23 protein-coding genes are annotated in these 20,567 nt (G+C 48.5%); 7 read left to right on the forward strand and 16 right to left on the reverse strand.

Going from position 1 to position 20,567, the window contains the following annotated elements; all coding sequences use genetic code 11:
• The first annotated feature begins 21 nt into the window (after positions 1-21).
• Entirely contained in the window at positions 22-867 is an 846-nt protein-coding gene (locus H6A12_RS07340) for a PocR ligand-binding domain-containing protein (protein WP_204446439.1), read from the forward strand.
• Positions 868-1,051: 184 nt separating this feature from the next.
• Here the strand turns inward: H6A12_RS07340 and H6A12_RS07345 are convergent, their stop codons facing one another.
• The 7 genes from H6A12_RS07345 to H6A12_RS07375 form a co-directional block, all read right to left on the reverse strand.
• A complete protein-coding gene (locus H6A12_RS07345) occupies positions 1,052-2,713 on the reverse strand; it encodes a hypothetical protein (RefSeq protein ID WP_204446441.1) in 1,662 nt (553 codons plus the stop codon).
• Positions 2,714-2,795: 82 nt separating this feature from the next.
• Positions 2,796-3,137 (reverse strand): hypothetical protein, encoded by a 342-nt coding sequence (locus H6A12_RS07350; RefSeq protein WP_204446443.1) that lies wholly within the window; start codon positions 3,135-3,137, stop codon positions 2,796-2,798.
• Positions 3,138-3,161: 24 nt separating this feature from the next.
• Positions 3,162-3,629, reverse strand: a complete 468-nt coding sequence (locus H6A12_RS07355; RefSeq protein ID WP_204446445.1) for a DUF4358 domain-containing protein — start codon at positions 3,627-3,629, stop codon at positions 3,162-3,164.
• Between the two features lie 23 nt (positions 3,630-3,652).
• Positions 3,653-4,591 (reverse strand): SGNH/GDSL hydrolase family protein, encoded by a 939-nt coding sequence (locus H6A12_RS07360; protein ID WP_204446446.1) that lies wholly within the window; start codon positions 4,589-4,591, stop codon positions 3,653-3,655.
• Between the two features lie 166 nt (positions 4,592-4,757).
• Positions 4,758-5,186 (reverse strand): DUF1893 domain-containing protein, encoded by a 429-nt coding sequence (locus H6A12_RS07365; protein ID WP_204446447.1) that lies wholly within the window; start codon positions 5,184-5,186, stop codon positions 4,758-4,760.
• Positions 5,170-5,700 (reverse strand): ECF transporter S component, encoded by a 531-nt coding sequence (locus H6A12_RS07370; protein WP_204446448.1) that lies wholly within the window; start codon positions 5,698-5,700, stop codon positions 5,170-5,172. The genes H6A12_RS07365 and H6A12_RS07370 overlap by 17 nt, the downstream gene beginning before the upstream one ends.
• Before the next feature lie 13 nt (positions 5,701-5,713).
• Positions 5,714-6,835, reverse strand: a complete 1,122-nt coding sequence (locus tag H6A12_RS07375) for an aldo/keto reductase (RefSeq protein WP_204446449.1) — start codon at positions 6,833-6,835, stop codon at positions 5,714-5,716.
• 188 nt (positions 6,836-7,023) lie between these two features.
• Between H6A12_RS07375 and H6A12_RS07380 the strand changes: the two genes are divergently transcribed.
• Positions 7,024-7,860 (forward strand): undecaprenyl-diphosphate phosphatase, encoded by an 837-nt coding sequence (locus H6A12_RS07380; protein ID WP_204446450.1) that lies wholly within the window; start codon positions 7,024-7,026, stop codon positions 7,858-7,860.
• A 57-nt stretch (positions 7,861-7,917) separates the two neighbouring features.
• Here H6A12_RS07380 and bilS read toward each other — a convergent pair whose 3' ends face one another.
• Positions 7,918-8,412: a flavodoxin family protein BilS gene (gene bilS, locus H6A12_RS07385; protein WP_204446451.1), complete on the reverse strand. Its 495-nt coding sequence runs from the start codon at positions 8,410-8,412 to the stop codon at positions 7,918-7,920.
• 149 nt (positions 8,413-8,561) lie between these two features.
• Positions 8,562-9,893 carry a D-alanyl-D-alanine carboxypeptidase family protein gene (locus tag H6A12_RS07390; protein ID WP_204446452.1) on the reverse strand — a complete coding sequence of 444 codons (1,332 nt, stop codon included), beginning with the start codon at positions 9,891-9,893 and terminating at the stop codon, positions 8,562-8,564.
• A gap of 150 nt (positions 9,894-10,043) precedes the next feature.
• On the opposite strand from H6A12_RS07390, the gene H6A12_RS07395 reads away from it, so the two are divergent.
• Entirely contained in the window at positions 10,044-10,712 is a 669-nt protein-coding gene (locus H6A12_RS07395; protein ID WP_204446454.1) for a metallophosphoesterase family protein, read from the forward strand.
• A gap of 50 nt (positions 10,713-10,762) precedes the next feature.
• Here H6A12_RS07395 and H6A12_RS07400 read toward each other — a convergent pair whose 3' ends face one another.
• A complete protein-coding gene (locus H6A12_RS07400) occupies positions 10,763-11,242 on the reverse strand; it encodes a deoxycytidylate deaminase (protein WP_204446457.1) in 480 nt (159 codons plus the stop codon).
• A 14-nt stretch (positions 11,243-11,256) separates the two neighbouring features.
• Positions 11,257-11,916 carry a uracil-DNA glycosylase gene (gene ung / locus H6A12_RS07405; RefSeq protein WP_204446459.1) on the reverse strand — a complete coding sequence of 220 codons (660 nt, stop codon included), beginning with the start codon at positions 11,914-11,916 and terminating at the stop codon, positions 11,257-11,259.
• A 104-nt stretch (positions 11,917-12,020) separates the two neighbouring features.
• On the opposite strand from ung, the gene H6A12_RS07410 reads away from it, so the two are divergent.
• The gene (locus tag H6A12_RS07410; protein ID WP_204446461.1) at positions 12,021-12,776 is read left to right on the forward strand and encodes a 5'-methylthioadenosine/adenosylhomocysteine nucleosidase; all 756 of its coding nucleotides are present in this window, start codon (positions 12,021-12,023) and stop codon (positions 12,774-12,776) included.
• A gap of 59 nt (positions 12,777-12,835) precedes the next feature.
• On the opposite strand, the gene H6A12_RS07415 is transcribed toward H6A12_RS07410, so the two are convergent.
• From H6A12_RS07415 to H6A12_RS07435, 5 genes are all read right to left on the reverse strand, one after another.
• Positions 12,836-13,006: a DUF362 domain-containing protein gene (locus H6A12_RS07415; RefSeq protein ID WP_204446463.1), complete on the reverse strand. Its 171-nt coding sequence runs from the start codon at positions 13,004-13,006 to the stop codon at positions 12,836-12,838.
• A 105-nt stretch (positions 13,007-13,111) separates the two neighbouring features.
• Positions 13,112-13,981: a PSP1 domain-containing protein gene (locus H6A12_RS07420; protein WP_204446465.1), complete on the reverse strand. Its 870-nt coding sequence runs from the start codon at positions 13,979-13,981 to the stop codon at positions 13,112-13,114.
• 80 nt (positions 13,982-14,061) lie between these two features.
• Positions 14,062-15,021 carry a DNA polymerase III subunit delta' gene (gene holB, locus H6A12_RS07425; protein ID WP_204446467.1) on the reverse strand — a complete coding sequence of 320 codons (960 nt, stop codon included), beginning with the start codon at positions 15,019-15,021 and terminating at the stop codon, positions 14,062-14,064.
• A gap of 2 nt (positions 15,022-15,023) precedes the next feature.
• Positions 15,024-15,347: a cyclic-di-AMP receptor gene (locus tag H6A12_RS07430; protein ID WP_204446470.1), complete on the reverse strand. Its 324-nt coding sequence runs from the start codon at positions 15,345-15,347 to the stop codon at positions 15,024-15,026.
• Positions 15,348-15,425: 78 nt separating this feature from the next.
• A complete protein-coding gene (locus tag H6A12_RS07435; protein WP_204446472.1) occupies positions 15,426-16,763 on the reverse strand; it encodes an aminotransferase class I/II-fold pyridoxal phosphate-dependent enzyme in 1,338 nt (445 codons plus the stop codon).
• 246 nt (positions 16,764-17,009) lie between these two features.
• Here H6A12_RS07435 and uvrC point away from each other — a divergent pair, with 246 nt between their 5' ends.
• From uvrC to H6A12_RS07450, 3 genes are read left to right on the forward strand one after another with little or no spacing between them, the layout of a single operon-like run.
• Positions 17,010-18,845 (forward strand): excinuclease ABC subunit UvrC, encoded by a 1,836-nt coding sequence (gene uvrC / locus H6A12_RS07440; protein ID WP_204446474.1) that lies wholly within the window; start codon positions 17,010-17,012, stop codon positions 18,843-18,845.
• 15 nt (positions 18,846-18,860) lie between these two features.
• Positions 18,861-19,523 (forward strand): HD domain-containing protein, encoded by a 663-nt coding sequence (locus H6A12_RS07445; RefSeq protein ID WP_204446476.1) that lies wholly within the window; start codon positions 18,861-18,863, stop codon positions 19,521-19,523.
• A 16-nt stretch (positions 19,524-19,539) separates the two neighbouring features.
• Positions 19,540-20,433, forward strand: coding sequence for an ROK family protein (locus H6A12_RS07450; RefSeq protein ID WP_204446478.1), 894 nt, complete (start codon positions 19,540-19,542; stop codon positions 20,431-20,433).
• Positions 20,434-20,567 lie beyond the last annotated feature (134 nt).

Genomic DNA, 20,567 nt, shown 5'->3' on the forward strand with positions numbered 1-20,567 from the left:
CTACATCATGGGGGTGTTTTTTTGCAGGCCGTATTCGATGAATCCGAACTTTTGGTTCTTCTGCGCGATTTTCACACGCTGACCGGACTGCGCGCCGTTGTATTTGATGCTTCCGGTGTCGATATCTTATCCTACCCGAATGATCTGCCTGCGTTTTGCCAGCTGATCCGCAGCACGCCAAACGGTCAAAACAACTGTCAGCGCTGTGACCAAAACGCCTGCCAGGCAGCACAATCCGCATCGGGAACACTCATTTACACCTGCCATGCGGGACTTCTTGAAATGATTACCCCCATCGAAGTGGAAGGTGTCGTGATCGGTTATCTGCTCCTTGCACACATTGCAAAAGAAGATACCTGGCAGCAAGTGCAAACGTGCTGCGCTTCTTATCAGATTAAATCCGAAGCATTAAAGCACGCATATCACGCGCTTCCCCATACAACACAGCAAATGCTTTCCGCCTCGGCGGATTTGTTAGCACTTGCCGCAAAAGCGCTGTATCACGAGCGTATCGCCCGCTTGGCACCGGACAATCACCGCATCAAGCTGACGCGCTTTTTATCGGAACATCTGTCTGAAGATCTGTCCTGCGAACGGCTGTGCCGCGTTCTCTCGCTCAGCCGCAGTGCATTGTATCATCTTTCATACGAACTGTACGGCTGCGGTGTTTCCGAACAAATTTCTCGTATGCGCATGCAGCAGGCACAGAAGCTTCTGTGTGACACCGAACTTTCGATACCGGAAATTTGCCGCGAAATCGGATTCCGCGACGTCAATTACTTTTATCGGGTATTCCGCCGTCAAACCGGCCGCACCCCAAAAGAATTCCGCAGACAGTTCATGCATCACGATTCATCCGCAAATTGATTTCCCAATGTGTTTCAGTATATCTGATTTTTCGCCGAAAAGATAGAGACAATCGATTTCTTTATTGGATTTTTGTGTTTTTTTCTGATGGATTGCGCACACATGTACATGATAAAGCAAAAACCGGCAGAGCAATGCTCTGCCGGTTTTTCATCTGTTCATCGAATGCGGATCGTTTCCTTCTTTACGATGCGGATGTCATTGTGCTGTTTTCAAACGACACCACTTCCACGGTCTGCTGTCCCTCGGAAACGCGATAGGTCAGCGAAACCGAATCGCCGCTTTGCGTAAGTGTCAGCGTATCCGAAACATCAATCGGTGCCATATACATCTGCGTACCGGTTTCCGTCAGCGTCAGATAATACACGGTTTTTCCGTCCTGAACGGTAAAATTGATGCGGGAAACGGTGCCGGTCACAGTTTTCTCCTCTGCCGGTGCTTCCTCTTCGCCGCCAAGCGGTGTATCCTGTGTATTCGCCATCACCTTTTTATAGTCCTCGTATGCCTGTGTCGTCGTATCGCCAATACCGACGGTCATATAGTCCGTCACACTGACAAAGGTGTATTTTTTCACAAGCCGTGCGCTGTCTTTGAGCGTCATGAAATACGTCGGATGACCGTCAATGTTCATAATGATCGGGAAGCTTGCATCATATCCGAGATCCTGCACTTTACCTTCTGCCGATTTCATTGCAGCCGATTCAGTTGCGCCGCCGATGCGGTAAAGCACCGGCTCTTTTGTCACCATATCCACCATCATAAAGCCGGTGGTGCTTTCATCCACACCGACACTCGTGATACCGGTGACCAGATAACAGTTTTCTCCATTATAAATGATTGCCGAACCTTCAGATGCCTGATATTTGTCTTTGTTTGAGAAATTGAAAATACCGTGGACATACTGGCCTTTGTTGTTGATCTGCTCGATGATAAAGTCCTCGGGCTGAACGCGGTCAATCCACTCCGGCACTTCTTCCACACTGTATTTTTTCGTTTCACCGGTCTGTGCATCCACAAGCAGCACACCGTCTGCTTCCGGCAGCGAAAAGCCACAGGTGTTTTTGTATGTGGTGACAACCCAATACGGATGTCCCGAATCGTCAAGTTCAAACGAATAGTCGGTAATACCGTCGAACAATCCGCCTTTAAACCGCGCGGTACGCGTCAGATCGTCCATGAAATACGAATCCGGCTGAATTTTAATTTTATAGCTGTCAACATAATGCACATCTTTCATATCGGTTGCAGACACGACGATATATCCTGCCGCACCATCCATGTTCGCGAGCCATTTAAAAAATCCCGAGTGATGCAGCGGCACAACCCAGACAAGCTTTCCATCTACCGTTTGGATGGTGGGCTCACCCAAAACGACCTGGCTGCCAAGCGACGGTTTTTCACCAAGCTTTTTGTCCGCAAGCGTCTGTGCAAGCTCTTTATCCACAACAGGAATCTGGTTTAAATCCACCGTCTGAATCTCAGAGGTAAATTCTTTCACCTCAGGTTCTTTCATCTGATCGCGGTAGCTTCCCCAGAAAAACAACGGATTAAAAATCAAATGCACCAGGATATAAATGCCCCATAAAGCAGCTAAAATCCCGACCACCCATTTGAGCGGAAATCCGTTAAAATCAAATGAGACACCTTTTCCATCTTTCACTTCCGCAATGGGATTTTTAAACTTGAGCACTGCAATGCCGATGACTGCGGCTGTCAAAAGCACCAGCCAAAACATGGCACCGTCCGCATACAGCGGATTCAAATTCGGCGCAGCAAAGAAAATATACGCCAGCAGCAAAACGATGACCACTGCAATTCCCAATACAATACGTTTTGTTTTTTTCATCTCTCATGTCACCCTTTTTTAAAGCAGATACAAGGAAACAGCACAGGAATCTGTGCTGTTTTGAGCCGTTGCGGCAAAAGCATCATGCCGCATAATTGTTATAAATGAAAATAAGCCCTAAAATCACCGTAAAACCGCCGCAAGTCAGCAGATATGCCGCTCTTGTGCGTACACGCGCAAACCGGACCGAAAAAATGCCGAGCAATGAAACAGCGATTGCCAGACACAGCACATCAATTCCCGTTTTTGCCGTTGCAGTCAGCGGGAAGCGAATCAAATCCGGAATTAAGTTTGTCAGAAAGTGTCCTGCGGGCAAAATCAACAGCGGTGCAATCTGTGCAGCATGCTCTTTACGCTTTGCGCGCAGAAATACCACCTCAATAATCAACAGGAGCAATAGAATGGCAAGCGATTCAACTACCATGATGTCCGCCTTTCCAGAGATTTTTTAAAAAGCGTTCGTTAAAATCTCTTTTGCTTTTGCGTTGTCATTTGTTGCAGCGTAATACACATACGGACCTTTGACACCCACGACTGCTGTAGTCAGTTTTTCCATTTCGTCCGGTGTGTAGTTCTGTGCCGTTTCTGCAATGCCGTCACGGCGTGTTTGAGCCATTTTTTTGACTTCTTCAGCTTTTGATTCATCGGTTAATTTAATCAGCACAACCTCATCGGCGGTAAAGCCGCTGCCTGCTGTGATAAACTGCATTTCTGCAACATCTTCCGGTGCAAGATCATATCCGTACATCGGCAGATCCGCAACTTTGATCTCCGCCATTTCCGGGAACTCAACCGCAGCACGGATTTCCCCGATAACGTCCGAAAGATTCGGATTTTTCACTTCGGTGTTCGATGAACAAGCTGCCGATGCGAGCAGCAATACCAAACACATCATTCCTGCTAAAAACTTTCTCATTTTTCATACTCCTTTGTTTTGTGTTATTCAACAATTTTGTCGGTATATCCATCCGGCCCCACCGTATGGGTCAGATAATACTCATACATTGCCTTGTGTCCGTTGCTTTTTAAATGCATGCCGTCGCCTGCATCATAATCAGCAATCAAATGACCTGTATCATCCATGAGCACTTCCTGCACATTCAAATAATACAAGCCTTTTTCCTGTGCCATTGCATAGAGTTTATCGTTAAAATCATTGATTTTCTCAGTGGTAAAGCTGTCGCGGATATATTTCGATGTTGCTGTAATCGGTGTCACCGATTCAACAAAAATCATCGCATCCGGATATTTTTGCTTAAGCTGGTCGATAAATTGGCTGTAATATTTGATATGTGCTTCATTGGAAAGTCCGGGAATACCGTTCGCACCGATCAAAATATAAATTTTGTCGGGATTCGGAATCCGCTCGTCAATCGCCTGGAGTACCGGTTTCTTTTCGCTGCCGGTTGTTCGGTAAACAGGGTCACCGTTTAACAAGTTGAGAATATTGACGCTTTGTTCCGCCAATACGTTCTGCGTCGGCAATACACCATATGCACGCAGACCCACAGAAATCGAGTCACCGATAAAAATGGCATTCTCAAAATACGAATCGGACGCTGCCGGTGATTTTGGAACGAGCGTTTCAACTTTCACATGTTCCGTTTCATATTGTTCATTTCCTGTTGTCTGCGAAAACGCAACCGCAACGGCTGCACTGTCGCCAAGCACCGGAAAATCTTTTGCTTTTTGAAACATGGTATCGACCTCCAGCGCAAACGTGTTCACGTTCGGTCTTGAAAGGTCAGAGAATAAAAATGCCAAAAAAAATGATGCCAAAACTGCAATGAGCGCCACAATCGATCCAAGCAAAATTAAAAACGGTGCATAGCTTGGTCGTTTCGGACGGACAACGCGCCTTTGCACAGTGCCTTTCATCGCACACCTCCACCCATACGCAAAGAACCTGCCTCTGCTTTTCATATCCCTTATTATAATATATCCCAATTTAAAACACAAACAAAATTTTATGAACAGAAGTTACAAATTCGTTACATCGCCGCACAAAAAAGCACCTGCAAAACATCGCAGATGCTTTTTGTTGTTATTTATTTGCCATCAAGCGTGCAATCGTTTGTTCCAATGCATCAAATGCATCCTGTGCATCGGTGAGTGACTGCACTGTTTCTTCCATCGGGCACATGCCGTCGCCGGTGCGGTTTTTGATATACGGCACCTTTTCACAGTATCCGTAGGAAATGCCGGCTTGTTTTAAAAACTGTTCTGCCGACTCGCTCATCACAGCGCCGAACACCTCCTGCACACCGCTTGCGGCAAGCAGCATCGCCGCCGCTTTTCCGATCACCCGATCTGCGACAACTGCGCCTTCAAAAAACGAACGATCCTCCCGCAGTTTGATCATCAGCGGCTTAATACCGAACAATGTCGATTCATAAAGGCCCGCTTTTGTCTGTGCCACACAGCGCAGATCATTTGCGTACAGCCGTGTCACGACTTCATTTCGCGTTGACAAGGACAAGGCCTCCTTTTTTCAGCGCCATCATCACAAGCGGAATCGCCACAAACTGCAGAACAACACCCGGCAGCCCTGTCGCCAATCCGGTCAAAAACGCGGTCATATTCGCAAACGGCGGCGCAAACGAAAGAATCTGCACTGCAACCACAAGCGACAGTCCGTATACTGCACGTCCGCACAAAATCGTGATCGCAAGATTTAAGTAAGTGTTTGTATTCCGTTTTGCCAGCAAGCCCGACACCACTGCATAGGCGAGCAGTTCAATGACCATAAAGTAGAGCATCGGAACCGGCGGCATTCCTGTGATCATCGAGCTCAACAGCGGCACGATGACTGCCACACCGGCACCCCACAGCGGGCCGATCAGCATACCTGCGAGAATCACCGGAATATGCATCGGCAAAAATGTCTGCCCTGCGGACTGACCGAAAATATGAAAAGCTTGCGGCAGAATCACACCGATTGCGATGAGAAGTCCGCCATATACCATACGTTTTACATTTTGATTCATAAAATACTCCTTGTTATTTCGATGTGATAGATGCAATTTCGCGCAAGCGCTCGATAATCGGCAGATGCTGCGTGCAAAGGGTTTCACATTTGCCGCATGCCACACACTGACCTGCCTGCTCGATCGGAACACCCCAGTGACCTGAAAGACGTGCTGCAATTTCATCTTCGTTTCCGCTCAACAGCTTTTGATTGTAAGAATCCATAAATTTCGGAATCTCAATGCCTTTCGGACAGTGATTGCAGTAACCGCAGCTGGTGCACAGGTTATTGAGTCCCATACCTTTTCCCTCATACAGTTTGACAATCTCTTTTGCCGGGCGCTCTTCAAGGCCTTCGACTGCTTTGACTGCGTCGTCAACATGTGCTTTTGTCGTACATCCTGCCAATGTGACAGTGATTTCCTTATGCGATGCCACAAACCGAAGTGCCGCCTGCGCAACAGTCAGGTCAGTGCCCTCTGTCAGATAGGAAAATGTATTCGGGTTCTGCGGAATGAGTCCCCCGCCCAGCGGGTTCATGACAACAACACCCATACCGTCTTGATGTGCTGCTTCAATGCCGCTTTGACGGAACCGGTAATTGAGCGCATTGTAACCGATGAGCATCCCTTTGAATTTTCCTGTTTCAACAACGGTTTCGATGTCTGCACCCTGCAAATGCGCAGAAAAGACGATGTTTTTAATCAGCCCCTCACGTTTTGCCTCTTCAAAGAACGGATACAATGCATTGCACTGCTCCTCGTATGCATCAAGATTCAGTACACACCACAGATGATAAAAATCAAGATGATCGGTTTTTAATCTGGAAAGAGACAGTTCCAGCCGGCGGCGGAACGTATCACGCGTGATGTTTTTGTCAATCGCGCGCAGTGCGTTGAAGTTTGTCTTGCTCGACAGATAATATTTGTCACGCGGAAGCTGAGAAAGCGCCATACCGGTGATTTCCTCGCTTTTATCCTGACAGTAAAACGGTGCGGTATCAAAATAGTTGATGCCCTTTTCAAACGCATACAGCGGCACTTCTGCACATTCAGAAAGACGTCCTGCCGAAATCAATGCGTCATCATACCGCATGGTGCCAAGACCCACGGCGGAAACTTTCATATCCGTGTTGCCGTATTGCTTATAATACATATCCATACACTCCTTTTTCTTTATGCTTTTATGATACATAGTTTTTTTGAAAAAAGCAAGACACGTGCACATGTGTCCGTTTTGGAAAAATAACAAAAGAAAACGGGTGATATTTTTTTTGATTTATGGTATAATCAATCAAGCGCAGTTAAGCGGAATTTTTTCAGATATTTTAAGGAGGACTGCCAATGTTTCTGCTCGAGTTATTAAAAACTGTTTTGCTCGGCATTGTCGAAGGCATCACCGAATGGCTCCCGATCAGCAGTACGGGACACATGATTCTATTTGATGAATTTATCAAACTGAATGTTTCAGACGCGTTCAAAGAGATGTTTATGGTTGTCATTCAGCTCGGTGCAATCTTAGCGGTTGTGTGGCTGTATTTCAACAAATTAAATCCGTTTTCCAAAAAGAAAACACCGCAAAAACGCCGTGAAACCTGGTCGCTTTGGGGAAAGGTTCTTGTGGGAAGCATTCCGGCGGCAATCATCGGCCTGCTCCTCGACGACTGGCTCGACTCCATGTTTTATAACTACCAGACAGTTGCTGTGACACTTATTTTGTACGGCATTTTGTTCATTGTCATTGAGCGGTATAACCGTTCCCGCAAACCGGCGATTCAAACGCTCGATCAGTTAAATTACAAAACAGCGCTGCTTGTTGGCGTGTTTCAGATGCTCGCACTCATCCCGGGCACTTCCCGTTCGGGTGCAACGATTATCGGTGCCATCTTGATCGGAACCTCGAGAAGTGTTGCGGCGGAATACACCTTCTTCCTGGCGATCCCTGCAATGCTCGGTGCAAGCGGCTTAAAGCTCTTAAAATACTTTATGGAAACCGGCTTTGGCATGGGTGCACAGGAAATCATCATCCTGCTTTTAGGCATGGCGGTTGCTTTCGTTGTATCGGTCATTGCCATCAAGTTCCTGATGCAGTACATCAAAAAGCACGACTTCAAAGTCTTTGGATATTACCGCATCGTGCTCGGATTGTTGGTGCTCGGATACTTTTTGCTGGTTCGCTAAGAACATATACGATAAAAAACAGGTGCATGGAGAAAAAACATGCACCTGTTTTTTGTTTTATACAGAGTGAGCCGACAGCACCGCATCCCGGCAGCGATTCAAATCCGCTTCATTCGGATGGGAAAGCGCCTCGTCAAAATTATGAAGAAGCATTTGCTTTTTTGGACCTTCCGGCATTGCTTCATATCTGCGGCGAACACCCTCCGGCATTTTTCCTTGGCACATATACGTTCCGAACACCTGTGCAGCCGGATTGATCTGTTCTGTGACACGCGATACAATCTGTGCAAAATAGTCTTCCGATCCGCCGAATCCGGCTGTACCGAACAAAAAGATCTTCTGTGCTGTAATCTGCTTCAAAAAAGCGGTGGTATTCTCGTCGCATGTTCCTTTGTCTGTCCAGAATCCCACATAAATATATTGTGCATCCAGTGCGTTCTCGCTGGGTTCGCCAAAGTAAACCACATCCTGCCCTGCAAGCAGTGCATGAATCTCATCTGCCAGCTGACGTGTATTTCCCGTGCGGCTGCTGTATACAACGGCATATTTCATTGACATTTGCTCCTCTCATTTCGGTTATACATGATTGTAGCAAACTTGATTCTGCGAAACATCAACTTTTTTCGATGATTTTTTATTGTATTTTTTAACACGCTGTCGTTTAAACAAAAAAAAGCAGCATCAAAGATGCTGCTTTTTTATCATTTTCCGAATTTTCGAACACGCTCTGCACGTCTGCGGCGATTTTTCCGCATCTGTGCAATCCACGAGAATAAAACCACCAGCAAAAGCCCAAGCAAAACGCAAAGCACCAAAATCAGCGGCTGTGTGAAAAATCGCCAGAGTACATCGCCCATATACAAGAAAATATTTCTGGACACCGTTTCCGACGCCACCAAATCCACGCTTGCCACCACATCGTCTGCAAGTTTTAATTCCATCCGGCCAAGCAGATCGCCTTTTTCAATCGGCGCACGCGCATCGTCCACAAGCTTGATAACCCTTTTGAGTGCAGACGCGTCAGTTCCTTTTGGCAAAATCGCCATAACATCTTCTTTCGCAATCAGATGAACATAGTCCTGCTTGCTTGAGAGTGTGACGGGAATTTCGTCAACCGTTTCGCCGGCTTTGACGATCGTTTCAAGCGAAAACGAGGAAAACGCCCACTGATACATTCTCAGCGCATCCGCAAAACTTGCATTGCGGTCAGGCGCGGAAATGGTGACAAGCAAATAGCGGTAGCCGTCGCTTTCCGCCATCGAAACAAGGCTGCGGCTGCCGTCGGCAAGCGCGCCCGTTTTGATTCCTTTCGCCGGTTTATAATAATACTCGCCGCCGCGTACAGAACTCAACATGTAGTTGCTGTGGATGACATAGCGCGGCTCGCTGTGAATATTCGTTGCCGGCATCTGATAACTGACTGTCGTTGCAATTTGAGTAAACTGCTCGTTTTTTATTGCATACTGCGTAATCAGCGCCATATCATACGCCGTCGTAACCTGTTTTGGATCGGTTAACCCATGCGGATTTGTAAAATATGTGTTTGTCGTTCCGATTTCCTTCGCCTTTGCATTCATCATCCCCACGAATGTTGAAATCTGTCCGTTGCCGATATAATCCGCAAGAATGCTCGCCGCTTCACAAGCAGACTGTAACATCAAACCATAGAGCAGATCGATGATCCGCACTTCCTCACCGCGGCGGACGTCAGCGGTGGTTACACCCAATCCGTCAAATTCATCGTAAATATACGAAGGCGCTGTCACCGTTGTTTCAAGCGAAATCCCATTTGCTTCGCAATATTCGAGTGTCACAATCGCGGTCATGATATCAACCAGTGCACCCGGTGAAAACTGTGCGTTTGCATTTTGCTCATACATCACAGTCTGTGTGTCGAGATTGACAAAATAAACCGCCTCACTGTTTAACGAAAAATTGATTTTATAAGAAGCTGCTGCCGCCGGCTGTACCGACGAAACAAACAGGATACATACACACAAAAGAAAAGCAAAAAATTTTTTTACGAATTTCATGTAGACGAAACCTCACAAAACGTGTATCATAATAAATGGAAACGGATGCTCGTTTCATCCGTAGCTACAGTATACCAGATTTTATGCGAAATGAAAAGCATACGGATCGATAAAAAAATATGAACTTTCCGTTTCGTCTTTGTTTGGAGGATGATTGTCTTGATTTATATCACCGGTGATATGCACGGGGATTTTTCGCGGTTTCACGATGTGAAAAAAGCACACATTAAAAAAGGAGATACGTTAATCATATGCGGCGACTTCGGCTTTTTATGGGAAGGCTCAAAAAAAGAAGAAGCAACGCTTAAAAAGATCGGAAAACTGCCGTATCAGGTTTTATTTGTCGACGGCAGTCACGAAAACCACAAGCTGCTGCTTTCCTACCCGGAAACTGATTTTGCAGGTGACCGCGCGCGCAACTTATCCGGTTCTCTTTATCTTCTTCGCCGCGGCGGTATTTATACGATTGAGGAAAAAACGATTTTCGCATTCGGCGGCGGTGTTTCCACGGATGAAAACGCCAGCCGGAATAACGAAGACTACCTGCTCCCCTCTGCAGAGGAAATTGAACGTGCGAGCCATCTGCTCGCAGAACACGGTGATAAAGTGGATTTCATCGTTACGCATGACGCACCCGTTCGTTTACAGCGGTCTGTCGACCTTGAGGACGCTGACCATTTAGACCATCTGCACACCTTTTTGGAGGAAGTGAGCAAAACCATTACATTCAAGCAGTGGTACTGCGGAAAATACCACTTAAACCGTAAGATTCCGCCGCGCTACCACATGCTGTTTACTGACGTGGTGAAAGTGGAATAACAATCGATATAAAAGACCGGAGGATTAAAAATCCTCCGGTTTTTGTTTTCTTACAGCGATAATGTCAGTTCTGTGCCGGTCACTTCATATGGACGGTACGAAACGCCTGTCATATCGAACATCTTTTTCGATGCACGGGTCGAATCGGTATCAGCATACTTGTCGCTTAAGTAAATGACTTCTTTGATGCCGCTCTGAATGATCGCCTTTGCGCATTCACTGCACGGAAACAGCGTCACATATACACGCGCACCGGTCAGTTTTCCGGCAGGTGTATTCAAAATCGCATTCAGTTCTGCGTGACATACAAACAAGTATTTGGTGTCAAGGGCACTGCCTTCACGTCCCCACGGCATCAAGTCATCATCACAGCCGGTCGGCATACCATTATAGCCAACAGAAAGAATCTTGTTCTCCGGGCTGACGATACATGCGCCGACCTGTGTGTTTGCATCTTTGCTGCGCTGTGCGGAAAGCAGTGCAACCCCCATAAAATAAGCATCCCAATGAATATAATCCTGTCGTTTCATCTGATTGTCTCCTTTCACCATTCGATCGGTGTCTGTCCGTTTTGCTTTAATATTTCGTTTGCACGGTTAAAATGATTGCAGCCGAAAAATCCGTTATGTGCAGAAAGCGGACTCGGATGTGCCGCCTCCAGCACGGTGTGGCGCGGATTTGTAATCAGCAGCTTTTTCTTTCGTGCATCTGCTCCCCAAAGCAGGAACACAATCGGCTCCTCTCTGTTATTTAACAGCGAAATAATACGGTCGGTAAATCGTTCCCATCCATGTCCGCGGTGGCTCGCCGCGCATCCGCCGCGCACTGTGAGCACTGCGTTCAAAAGCAGTACGCCCTGCACTGCCCAGCGTGTCAGATCACCGCTTGGCGGCTGTTGTCTGCCGGTGGTTTTTTCGATCTCCTGATAAATATTCCGAAGCGACGGCGGCAGCGGAATACCCTCCCGCACGGAAAAACTCATTCCCATCGCCTGTCCCGGGCCATGATACGGGTCCTGCCCGATAATGACCACCTTCACCTTGTGATACGGTGTCAGTGAGAGCGCACGAAACATATCACGCTTTGGCGGATACACCGGTCCGTTTCGATATTCCTCCCGCAAAAAACAGCGGAGTTCTTCCATATAAGGCTGCTCCGTTTCCTCCTTGAGCAGCGCGTCCCAATCATTTCCCAAATGGGTCATTCTTTTCTCGCCTCGTTTCTTTCGTTGACTTTCATGGATCGCTATACTATAATAATTTCAACAATTTGTAATCACAATATCCGGTAAAAGGAGAACCAGACACAATGAAATACGGAATTATCTGCGCAATGGAAGAAGAAATCCGCTTGCTTCTTCCCGATTTAACCGACTGCACCATGACCGAAATTGCACATCGCACCTTCCACGAAGGCAAACTATACGGAAAAGATGTCGTACTCGTACAATCCCGCATCGGAAAAGTGGCATCCGCCTCCACCGCGACGACACTCATCGATCGGTTTCACCCCGACTGTGTGATTTTCTGCGGTACAGCCGGCGGTGTTGCTCCAGGACTCCATGTAGGCGATGTCGTCATCGGTGACCGATTGGTACAGCATGATTTTGACTGCGGTGTTCCGGAGCGGATTTTTGAAATTCCGCTGTTAGGCATCAAATACTTTGAAGCGGACAAATCGTTAAACAATGCACTTATAAAAGCGGTGGAAAACTATATCAAAAACGATCTGCACAGCGATATTCCCGCCTGCTACTTAGACGAATTCGGCATCAAATCGCCGACTGTTCACACCGGAACGATTGCTTCGGGCGATCAGTTTATCTGCGACAATCAAAAACACGAATGGCTTTACAGCCACGTCGAATCGCTCGCTTGTGTGGAAATGGAAGGCGCGGCAGTCGCACAGGTCTGCTATGAATTTGACGTTCCGTGCGCTGTAGTACGCGTCATTTCCGATTCCGCAAACGACGATTCAAACGTCGATTTTGATCGATTCGTCAAAGAAGCTGCATGTCATTTCACACGCGGCAGCATGAAAGCCTTTTTAAGTGCAGAAAAATAAGCTTTCCACATAAAAAAATAAAAGCACCCTTGCGGTGCTTTTATTTTTTTGTTCTGAAATTACTCAGCCTCCGGAGCTCCTACCGGACATACGCCAGCGCAAGCACCGCACTCGATGCAGGTAGCCTCGTCGATCTCGTATTTGCCGTCGCCAGCAGCGATAGCGGAAACCGGGCATTCTGCCTCGCAAGCGCCGCAGCTGATGCAAGCATCACTGATTTTATAAGCCATTACAGTACGCCTCCTTAACATATACACTCGTTTAAACTGTCGTTAAACTGCTATTATATTACCACATCACCCGTGAATATGTCAAGAAAGATTGCAGATTTGCTTTTATTTATCCTCAAGGTCTGAAAGCGCCGCGATTTCACTGCGATCCACCCGAATACGGCCGTCTTTTAAAACACTCACAACGCTTCTGTGGAAGCTGTGAAGCGCGCCGTCCGGATCAGATTCCATCCGAACACTGAGGTTTCCTGTTAACAAGTTTGCATCGGTTACTGTGCCTTTTCCATCCGGGGTTTTCACCACAGCACCGACTTTCGGCGTAATTTTCAAAAGATCCTCATACGCTTCCTGTTCATACTTTAAGCAGCACATGAGCCTTCCGCAGGTACCGCTGATTTTGGTCGGATTGAGCGAGAGTCCCTGCTCTTTTGCCATTTTAATCGACACCGGCTGAAATTCACCCAAGTACGACGAACAGCAAAACGGCCGTCCGCAGACACCCAGTCCGCCGAGCATTTTCGATTCGTCGCGCACACCGATCTGACGCAGTTCAATCCGCGTACGGAACACCGATGCCAGATCTTTGACGAGTTCACGGAAATCAACACGACCGTCTGCGGTAAAATAAAACAGGATTTTGTTGTTGTCAAATGTGTATTCCACGTCAACAAGCTTCATGACAAGCTTGTGCTTTTCGATTTTCTCCTGACAAATGGCAAATGCCTGTTTTTCCTTTTCGTGATTTTGCTCGACAACCGCCAAGTCTTCCTCCGTCGCAAGCCGCATCACCGGTTTTAATGGTGAAACGAGCGACTCATCGTCCACTTCGCGGTTTTTTAATACCACTTGTCCGCATTCAACCCCGCGTGCCGTTTCGACAATCACACGCTGGCCGACCGAAAACGAAAGCCCCACCGGATCAAAATAATAGACCTTTCCAACATTTTTAAATCGTACACCGATTACTTCTGCCATATAAATTTTCTCTGCCTTTTCTCCGACGGGAAACTCACTCTAAGAAAACAAAAACCGTGCCCCGTCGGAAGCAAGATTTTTTATACAAGCCGTCTGGCATTCATTAAGCGTGCAGTCAATTCCATTGCAAGCAGTCCGCCGTTCACATTGCCGTCGAGTGCGGCAATCGACTCCTCCGTGACTGCAATACACGCCGTCAGTCCGTGCATGGTCATCCTTGACGCCAGCACATGCGGTTCCTGTTTCGTTTTTGCCGAGAGTGCACCGCGCAATGTATGCAAAAGTCCCGCCAGTACTGCGCGCATCGTCTGATTGGAAGCCGCCGCTTTGGTGCATGCACAAAGCAGTGCATATTCATCACCGGCCGCCAGTGCATCGCACACCGACTGAACAATCGGCATACCTTCTTCGGTTTCCTCCATTGCACGAATCGCCGCGCCCGGATTTCCGCCCGAAAGCGATGATGCTTTTTGTACCGCTTCACGCGCCGCATCGGGAAACCGCTCTGCAAGAATCGTTTCCACCTGTGCATCCGAAAGCGGCAGTACCGGGTATTTCACACAGCGCGAACGGATCGTCTCCATCACGCGGTCATAATGATTGGCGGTCAGCAGAAAGACGGCGTGTGCAGGCGGTTCCTCAAGCACTTTTAACAGTGCGTTTGCCGCCGCAGGCGACATCTCCTCTGCATACGGAATGAGATACACTTTATATGCGCCATCGTTTGGAATCGTATACGCATCCTGCCGAATCCGGCGGATTTCATCGACACCGATGGCGTTTTTGCCGCGTTTGCCTGCATATTCATAAAAATCGGGGTGGTTTTGATGCGCAAATTTCACGCATGAAGCACATTCGCCGCACGGCTTTTCCCCTTGGCGATGGCACAAAACGGCGGATGCCAGAAAACGGGCGGCTGTCCGTTTTCCGATGCCCTCCTCGCCGAAAAACAGGCACGCATGACACAAATGCTCACTGCTTACTGCGGCAGTGAGCATTTGATACAATGTCTGATTTCCTACTGGAACGTTTCTTGTCACGGTCAGATCTTCTCGAACCGCTCAACGTTTGTCACAAAGATGGTTGCACCGCCAACAGTGACTTCAACCGGATACGGCGTATAACCGCCCATGCCGTATGCTGCCGGAGAAGGAACCATCTGTGTGCGTTTTTTACTCTTCTGTGCAATGATCGAAATGGCTTCGTCCACTTTTTCATCCTCTGTACAGATCATGAATGTGGTGTTGCCTGCCATCAAAAATCCGCCGGTTGACGAAAGTTTGGTTGCAAAAAAGCCAACCTTTGTTAAAGCCGAGGAAACGGCCGAGCTATCATCGTTGCTTACAATCGCATAAATCAGTTTCATAGTGGATAACCTCCCTGTTGTCACAAATCAAACGGAACACCCATTTTTTATTTTATGCGGTCCTCCGTTTTGTTACCTCTATTTTACCACATTGATTGAAGAAACGCCACTGTTTTTTAAAATTTTTTGTGTAGTATCATCAATTTTTTCACCGGCAACAATCACCGGCACGCCCGGCGGACAGCTGATGCGCGTTTCGGCGGCAATTCGCCCGACTGCCGATTCAATCGGAACACATTCTTTTTTCGAAAACATCGCTGTGCGCGGTGCCATGACTGCCGCAGGAAGCGCAAAGCAAACGGTCTCTGCCGTATGCACGAACCGCTTCTGCACCGCACGCACCGCAGAAAGGAAGCATTCAAAATCAGAATCGGGATTCTGCGGCGAAACCATGAACACGACATGCCGCTCCCCTGCATACTCGCACTCGATGCCATGACTGCGGAAATGGTCTGCCAGTTCCCCGCCGCTCATGCCGACATGCGACGCATCAAGTGTAATCTTTGTATCATCGCAGATGCCCTCCTGCGGCAAGAAGCCCGCCTCTGCACACGCCTCACGGACACTGCGCACTTTTTTCTCAAGTGCGGCAAAATCAGCGTTTGCATGACGTTCAAGATAATCATTGCACAAGTCAAGCGACATCATGATGAGATACGACGGACTGGTAGAGCCGAACAGCGACGCATTTTTGCGCATTTCCTGCTTCGTCACAAAAAAGCCCGGCGCTGTATGCACATATGCACCGCCTGTGAATACCGGCAGTGTTTTGTGCGCGGAATCACAGCACATCGACGCACCGAGTGCAATCGGGTGGCGGTTCTTTGTGCCGAACGCAAGATGTGCGCCGTGTGCATTATCGACAAGCAGCGGCACACCATGGCGGCGGCACACCGCAGACAGTGCTTCGATATCGCTCATCCATCCCATATAATCAGGTGATGTGACATACACCGCCTTTGCATCCGGACACTGTGCAAACGCTGCTTCGAGCGATTCAGGCGAGATTGCCCCACTCACGCCAAACGCATCCCGGCTATTCGGAAGCACCCAGCAGACGGACAGGTCTAAAAGCGCACACGTATTGATAAACGCCCGGTGTGCGTTGCGTGCGGCAATCACCGCATCGCCCGGATGCAGGACACTCGAAAGCATCGTCTGAATGCCAAGGGTTGAGCCGCCGGTCAAAAACATCGTTTCCTGTGTGCGAAACAGCACTGACGCATTCCGCTCCGCCTGTTCGATGATACCGTCCGCCTCAAACAGCGAATCCGCGCCCTCGATTTCGGTCAAGTCATACGCACTAATCGCAGACAATGCCGGATGCGGACAGCGGCCTTTATGTCCGGGCATGTGAAACCGCACCGTACCGCTTTCGCTGTATTGTTTTAAAAAGTCATAAATGGGTGTGTCCATTTCGTTCCTCCGCCGTTTTATTTGCTTTTTTATTGTACCTGCTCGTACTTGTTCTGTCAAACAAATCCGAAAAATCCACTTGCCCTGCTCGTTTGATATGATATATAATAATGATATAGCAGTTATTATATATCACGTTTTACTGCCGGTTTTCTTCGCCCTTTAGTCAAGCGAAAAACATGGCAGATATCATTCCGGCTCTGGTGCCATGATATTGAAACAGAACGAACAGCAAGGGGACTTTTCATGAATCAACTGCTCGAAAAATTGCGCAAAAAGGCGCTCAATCTCACCCATGATCCCGGCGTGTATCTGATGAAAAACAGCCGCGGAGAGATCATTTATATCGGCAAAGCAAAAAACTTAAAAAACCGCGTGAGCCAGTATTTTCAGCCGAATAATCCAAGCCACACGGAAAAAGTGCGCCGCATGGTCGAACAGGTCGCCGATTTTGACTATATCGTCGTCGGCAGTGAGTTTGAAGCGCTTGTCTTGGAATGCAGTTTAATCAAACAGAACAATCCAAAATACAACATTCTCTTAAAAGACGACAAGGGATATCACTATATCCGTGTCGAGCGCGGCAGTTTTCCGAAAATCTCTGCGCAAAAGCAGATGACCGACGACGATGCCGACTACTTAGGCCCTTACACGAGTTCGTTTTCCGTGACACAGACAGTCGATGAAGTGAACAAAATCTTCGGACTCCCCACCTGCAATCGGAAATTCCCCGAGGATTTCAAAAAAGCCCGTCCGTGCTTAAACTACCACATCAAACAGTGCATGGGGGTGTGCCGCGGCAGGATTTCCGAAGAGGAATACGCACAAACGTTTAAAGAAGCGCTCGCCTATATCAAAAAAGGCGGCGGCAGTCTGCTTGAACGACTGACCCGCCAGATGGAAGAGGCGGCGGAAGCACTCGACTTTGAACGGGCCGCAAAACTCCGTGACCGCATTCAGGCAATCCGCCGCATTGCTGACACGCAGAAGGTGTATCTCATCAACACGGAAAACCAGGACGTCATCGCGTTTGCACAAAATCAGACGCACGCGGCGGTTGCTGTGTTAAAATTCCGCAACTACCGCCTAAGCGACAAAGAGGACTACTTCTTCCCCGATGTGTACGATATCGAAACGGTGCGGCAGTCGTTTTTATCGCAATATTACATGATGACCGCTGACATTCCGCCGCGGATTGTGGTGGACGAGCCGTTTGAAGATGCCGAACTGCTTGCCGAGCACTTAAAAACGGCGAACGGCAGAAAAGTCACGTTTGTGTTCCCGCAAAAAGGCGACCAGAAGAAAATGGTCGATATGGCGTTTGCCAACGCGTCCGAACGGCTTTCGAAATACGTTTCCCGCACCGGACGGGAGGTCGCCGCACTCGATGCGCTTGCAAAACTGTTAGGGCTCAAAAAGCCGCCTGTCTATATCGAGGCATACGACATTTCAAACCTCGGCGAATCATCAAAGGTGGGCGGCATGGTCGTGTTTGAAAACGGACGTCCGCTCAAAAAGGCGTATAAGAAGTTTCGTATCCGGCAGATTGAGGGACAGGATGACTACGCGAGCATGCAGGAAGTCATCACCCGCCGCCTATCGCACTATGAGCAGGAAAAGGATACCGGCGAGGGCTTTGGGCGGCTTCCCGATCTCATTTTGCTCGACGGCGGCAAAGGACACGTTGCCGCAATCCTGCCGATCATCCAAGCGTCAGGCCTTGACATTCCGGTATTCGGCATGGTCAAGGACAACAAGCACCGTACCCGTGCCATTGCAAAGGACGGCGGCGAAATTTCCATCTCGGCAAACCGGGTGGCGTTTTCTTTCGTCACAACGATTCAGGATGAGGTGCATCGGTATGCAATCCGCTACCAAAAACAGGTGCACACAAAATCGTCGCTTGAAATTACACTCACACGCGTCAAAGGCATCGGTGACAAAAAAGCATCACAGCTGTTAAGCCGATTCCGTACCCGTGCAGAGCTTTTGGAGGCAACGCCCGAACAGCTCGCTCAGGCCGCAAAGCTAAAACCAGAAACCGCACAGGAGTTATTCCTGTTTTTACATGCACTTTCTTAAAAGGAGATTTCCACAATGGTTGTTACATTCAATGAGATCAAACACAATCAAACCATCCGCTGCTATATTGACGAGGCAGACCGTTCCCTGCGTGCGCTTGGATTCACGGAGCACTCTTATGCACACGTTACCAAGGCGGCAAAAACGGCTGAGATGATTCTTTTGACACTCGGCTATTCCAAGCGCGAAGCCGAACTCGCCAAAATTGCCGGCTACATGCACGATATCGGCAACATCGTCAACCGCATCGACCACGCACAAAGTGGTGCAGTCATGGCGTTCCGTCTGCTCGACAAACTCGGTATGGAACCAAACGAAATCGCCATGGTCGTAAGCGCCATCGGCAACCACGACGAAAGTACTGCCGCACCGGTCAACCCGATTGCCGCAGCACTGATTCTGGCCGACAAAACCGACGTGCGCCGCACCCGTGTACGCAACCATAACCCTTCTTCGTTCGACATCCACGACCGTGTCAACTACGCCGTAGAAGAATCAAACACCTATTTCAGCGAAGATAACTCCGCTGTTGTGCTCGAACTTTCCATCGACACAACGATGTGTCCGGTCATGGATTATTTTGAAATTTTCTTGGGTCGTATGTCGCTGTGCCGCAGAGCCGCTGAATTTTTGAATATTCAGTTTGAGCTCATCATCAACGGACAGCGCATCCTGTAAGGGAGGATGAATTTTCATGCGGATTGCAGTTTTGGACATTGGCGGCACCGCGATCAAATATGGCATCGCCGAATCACCTGACAACGTAACACCGCTTGGTGAAATGGAAACGCGCGCCAAACAGGACGGAGGCGAAGGCATCGTTAAAAAAGCAGAGGCGATTCTCGACACACTCTCCCCGTTCGATGCAGTCGGCATTTCCACCGCCGGCATCGCTGACATTAAAACCGGTGCCATCACCTATGCAAACGAGAACATCCCGCATTACACCGGCATCCCGCTCGGCGAGCATCTGCGAAATCGATACGGTGTCCCTGTTGCGGTGCGAAACGACGTACATGCCGCCGCGATCGGCGAAGCGGCATTCGGTGCCGGCAAAGACTTTCGCTCGTTTTTGTGTTTGACATATGGAACCGGTATCGGCGGCGCCGCATTTTTAAACGGACAGCTCTTATCCGGACAAACGGACAGCGCCGGTCACTTTGGACATATTACAACGCACCGCGGCGGCAAACCATGCGGCTGCGGCAACTATGGCTGCTATGAAGCATATGCATCGGTCACGGCGCTCTGTGCGCTCGTCAAAGAGCGTACCGGCGAAAACTTAAACGGACGCGAGATTTTCGCCCGGCTAGGTGAGCCGGTCATCAAGCAATCTCTTTCTGACTGGATCGACGAAGTCGTGGTGGGGCTCGCCTCTTTGATTCACGCATTCAATCCGGAAGGCGTGATCTTAGGCGGCGGTGTATTCAACGAATCGGTGCTCATGGACGAGATCAAAGCGCGTCTTTCGACGCTTTTGATGCCGACGTTTCAGCAAACAGTCATCTGCAAAGCCGCACTCGGTAATCGCGCCGGTCTTTTGGGTGCGCTCGCCATTGCAAAAGATGCACTGTTAAAAGAAAAATAAATCACAGGCAAAAGCACCCGGCAGGAACGTGAACCGCGCCAGAAAAAACGGACAATAGACAAATCCCCCCTGATGTAGGAAAATGGAACTACAACAGGGGGGAATTTATATGCGGAGAAGATATCAAAAAGTGC

Source organism: Merdimmobilis hominis, assembly GCF_016901855.1.
GTDB lineage: Bacteria > Bacillota > Clostridia > Oscillospirales > Ruminococcaceae > Paludihabitans.

What these genes read in the sequence shown, in the direction of transcription:
- H6A12_RS07410 (WP_204446461.1), top strand. Translation starts at nt 12,021, where the DNA reads ATGAAATACGGAATTATCTGCGCAATGGAAGAAGAAATCCGCTTGCTT.
- H6A12_RS07355 (WP_204446445.1), bottom strand. Translation starts at nt 3,629, where the DNA reads ATGAGAAAGTTTTTAGCAGGAATGATGTGTTTGGTATTGCTGCTCGCA.
- H6A12_RS07420 (WP_204446465.1), bottom strand. Translation starts at nt 13,981, where the DNA reads ATGGCAGAAGTAATCGGTGTACGATTTAAAAATGTTGGAAAGGTCTAT.
- H6A12_RS07450 (WP_204446478.1), top strand. Translation starts at nt 19,540, where the DNA reads ATGCGGATTGCAGTTTTGGACATTGGCGGCACCGCGATCAAATATGGC.
- H6A12_RS07395 (WP_204446454.1), top strand. Translation starts at nt 10,044, where the DNA reads ATGATTGTCTTGATTTATATCACCGGTGATATGCACGGGGATTTTTCG.
- H6A12_RS07375 (WP_204446449.1), bottom strand. Translation starts at nt 6,835, where the DNA reads ATGTATTATAAGCAATACGGCAACACGGATATGAAAGTTTCCGCCGTG.
- H6A12_RS07430 (WP_204446470.1), bottom strand. Translation starts at nt 15,347, where the DNA reads ATGAAACTGATTTATGCGATTGTAAGCAACGATGATAGCTCGGCCGTT.
- bilS (WP_204446451.1), bottom strand. Translation starts at nt 8,412, where the DNA reads ATGAAATATGCCGTTGTATACAGCAGCCGCACGGGAAATACACGTCAG.
- H6A12_RS07380 (WP_204446450.1), top strand. Translation starts at nt 7,024, where the DNA reads ATGTTTCTGCTCGAGTTATTAAAAACTGTTTTGCTCGGCATTGTCGAA.
- H6A12_RS07390 (WP_204446452.1), bottom strand. Translation starts at nt 9,893, where the DNA reads ATGAAATTCGTAAAAAAATTTTTTGCTTTTCTTTTGTGTGTATGTATC.
- ung (WP_204446459.1), bottom strand. Translation starts at nt 11,916, where the DNA reads ATGACCCATTTGGGAAATGATTGGGACGCGCTGCTCAAGGAGGAAACG.
- H6A12_RS07400 (WP_204446457.1), bottom strand. Translation starts at nt 11,242, where the DNA reads ATGAAACGACAGGATTATATTCATTGGGATGCTTATTTTATGGGGGTT.
- uvrC (WP_204446474.1), top strand. Translation starts at nt 17,010, where the DNA reads ATGAATCAACTGCTCGAAAAATTGCGCAAAAAGGCGCTCAATCTCACC.
- H6A12_RS07445 (WP_204446476.1), top strand. Translation starts at nt 18,861, where the DNA reads ATGGTTGTTACATTCAATGAGATCAAACACAATCAAACCATCCGCTGC.
- H6A12_RS07435 (WP_204446472.1), bottom strand. Translation starts at nt 16,763, where the DNA reads ATGGACACACCCATTTATGACTTTTTAAAACAATACAGCGAAAGCGGT.
- H6A12_RS07415 (WP_204446463.1), bottom strand. Translation starts at nt 13,006, where the DNA reads ATGGCTTATAAAATCAGTGATGCTTGCATCAGCTGCGGCGCTTGCGAG.
- H6A12_RS07350 (WP_204446443.1), bottom strand. Translation starts at nt 3,137, where the DNA reads ATGGTAGTTGAATCGCTTGCCATTCTATTGCTCCTGTTGATTATTGAG.
- H6A12_RS07345 (WP_204446441.1), bottom strand. Translation starts at nt 2,713, where the DNA reads ATGAAAAAAACAAAACGTATTGTATTGGGAATTGCAGTGGTCATCGTT.
- H6A12_RS07360 (WP_204446446.1), bottom strand. Translation starts at nt 4,591, where the DNA reads ATGAAAGGCACTGTGCAAAGGCGCGTTGTCCGTCCGAAACGACCAAGC.
- H6A12_RS07370 (WP_204446448.1), bottom strand. Translation starts at nt 5,700, where the DNA reads ATGAATCAAAATGTAAAACGTATGGTATATGGCGGACTTCTCATCGCA.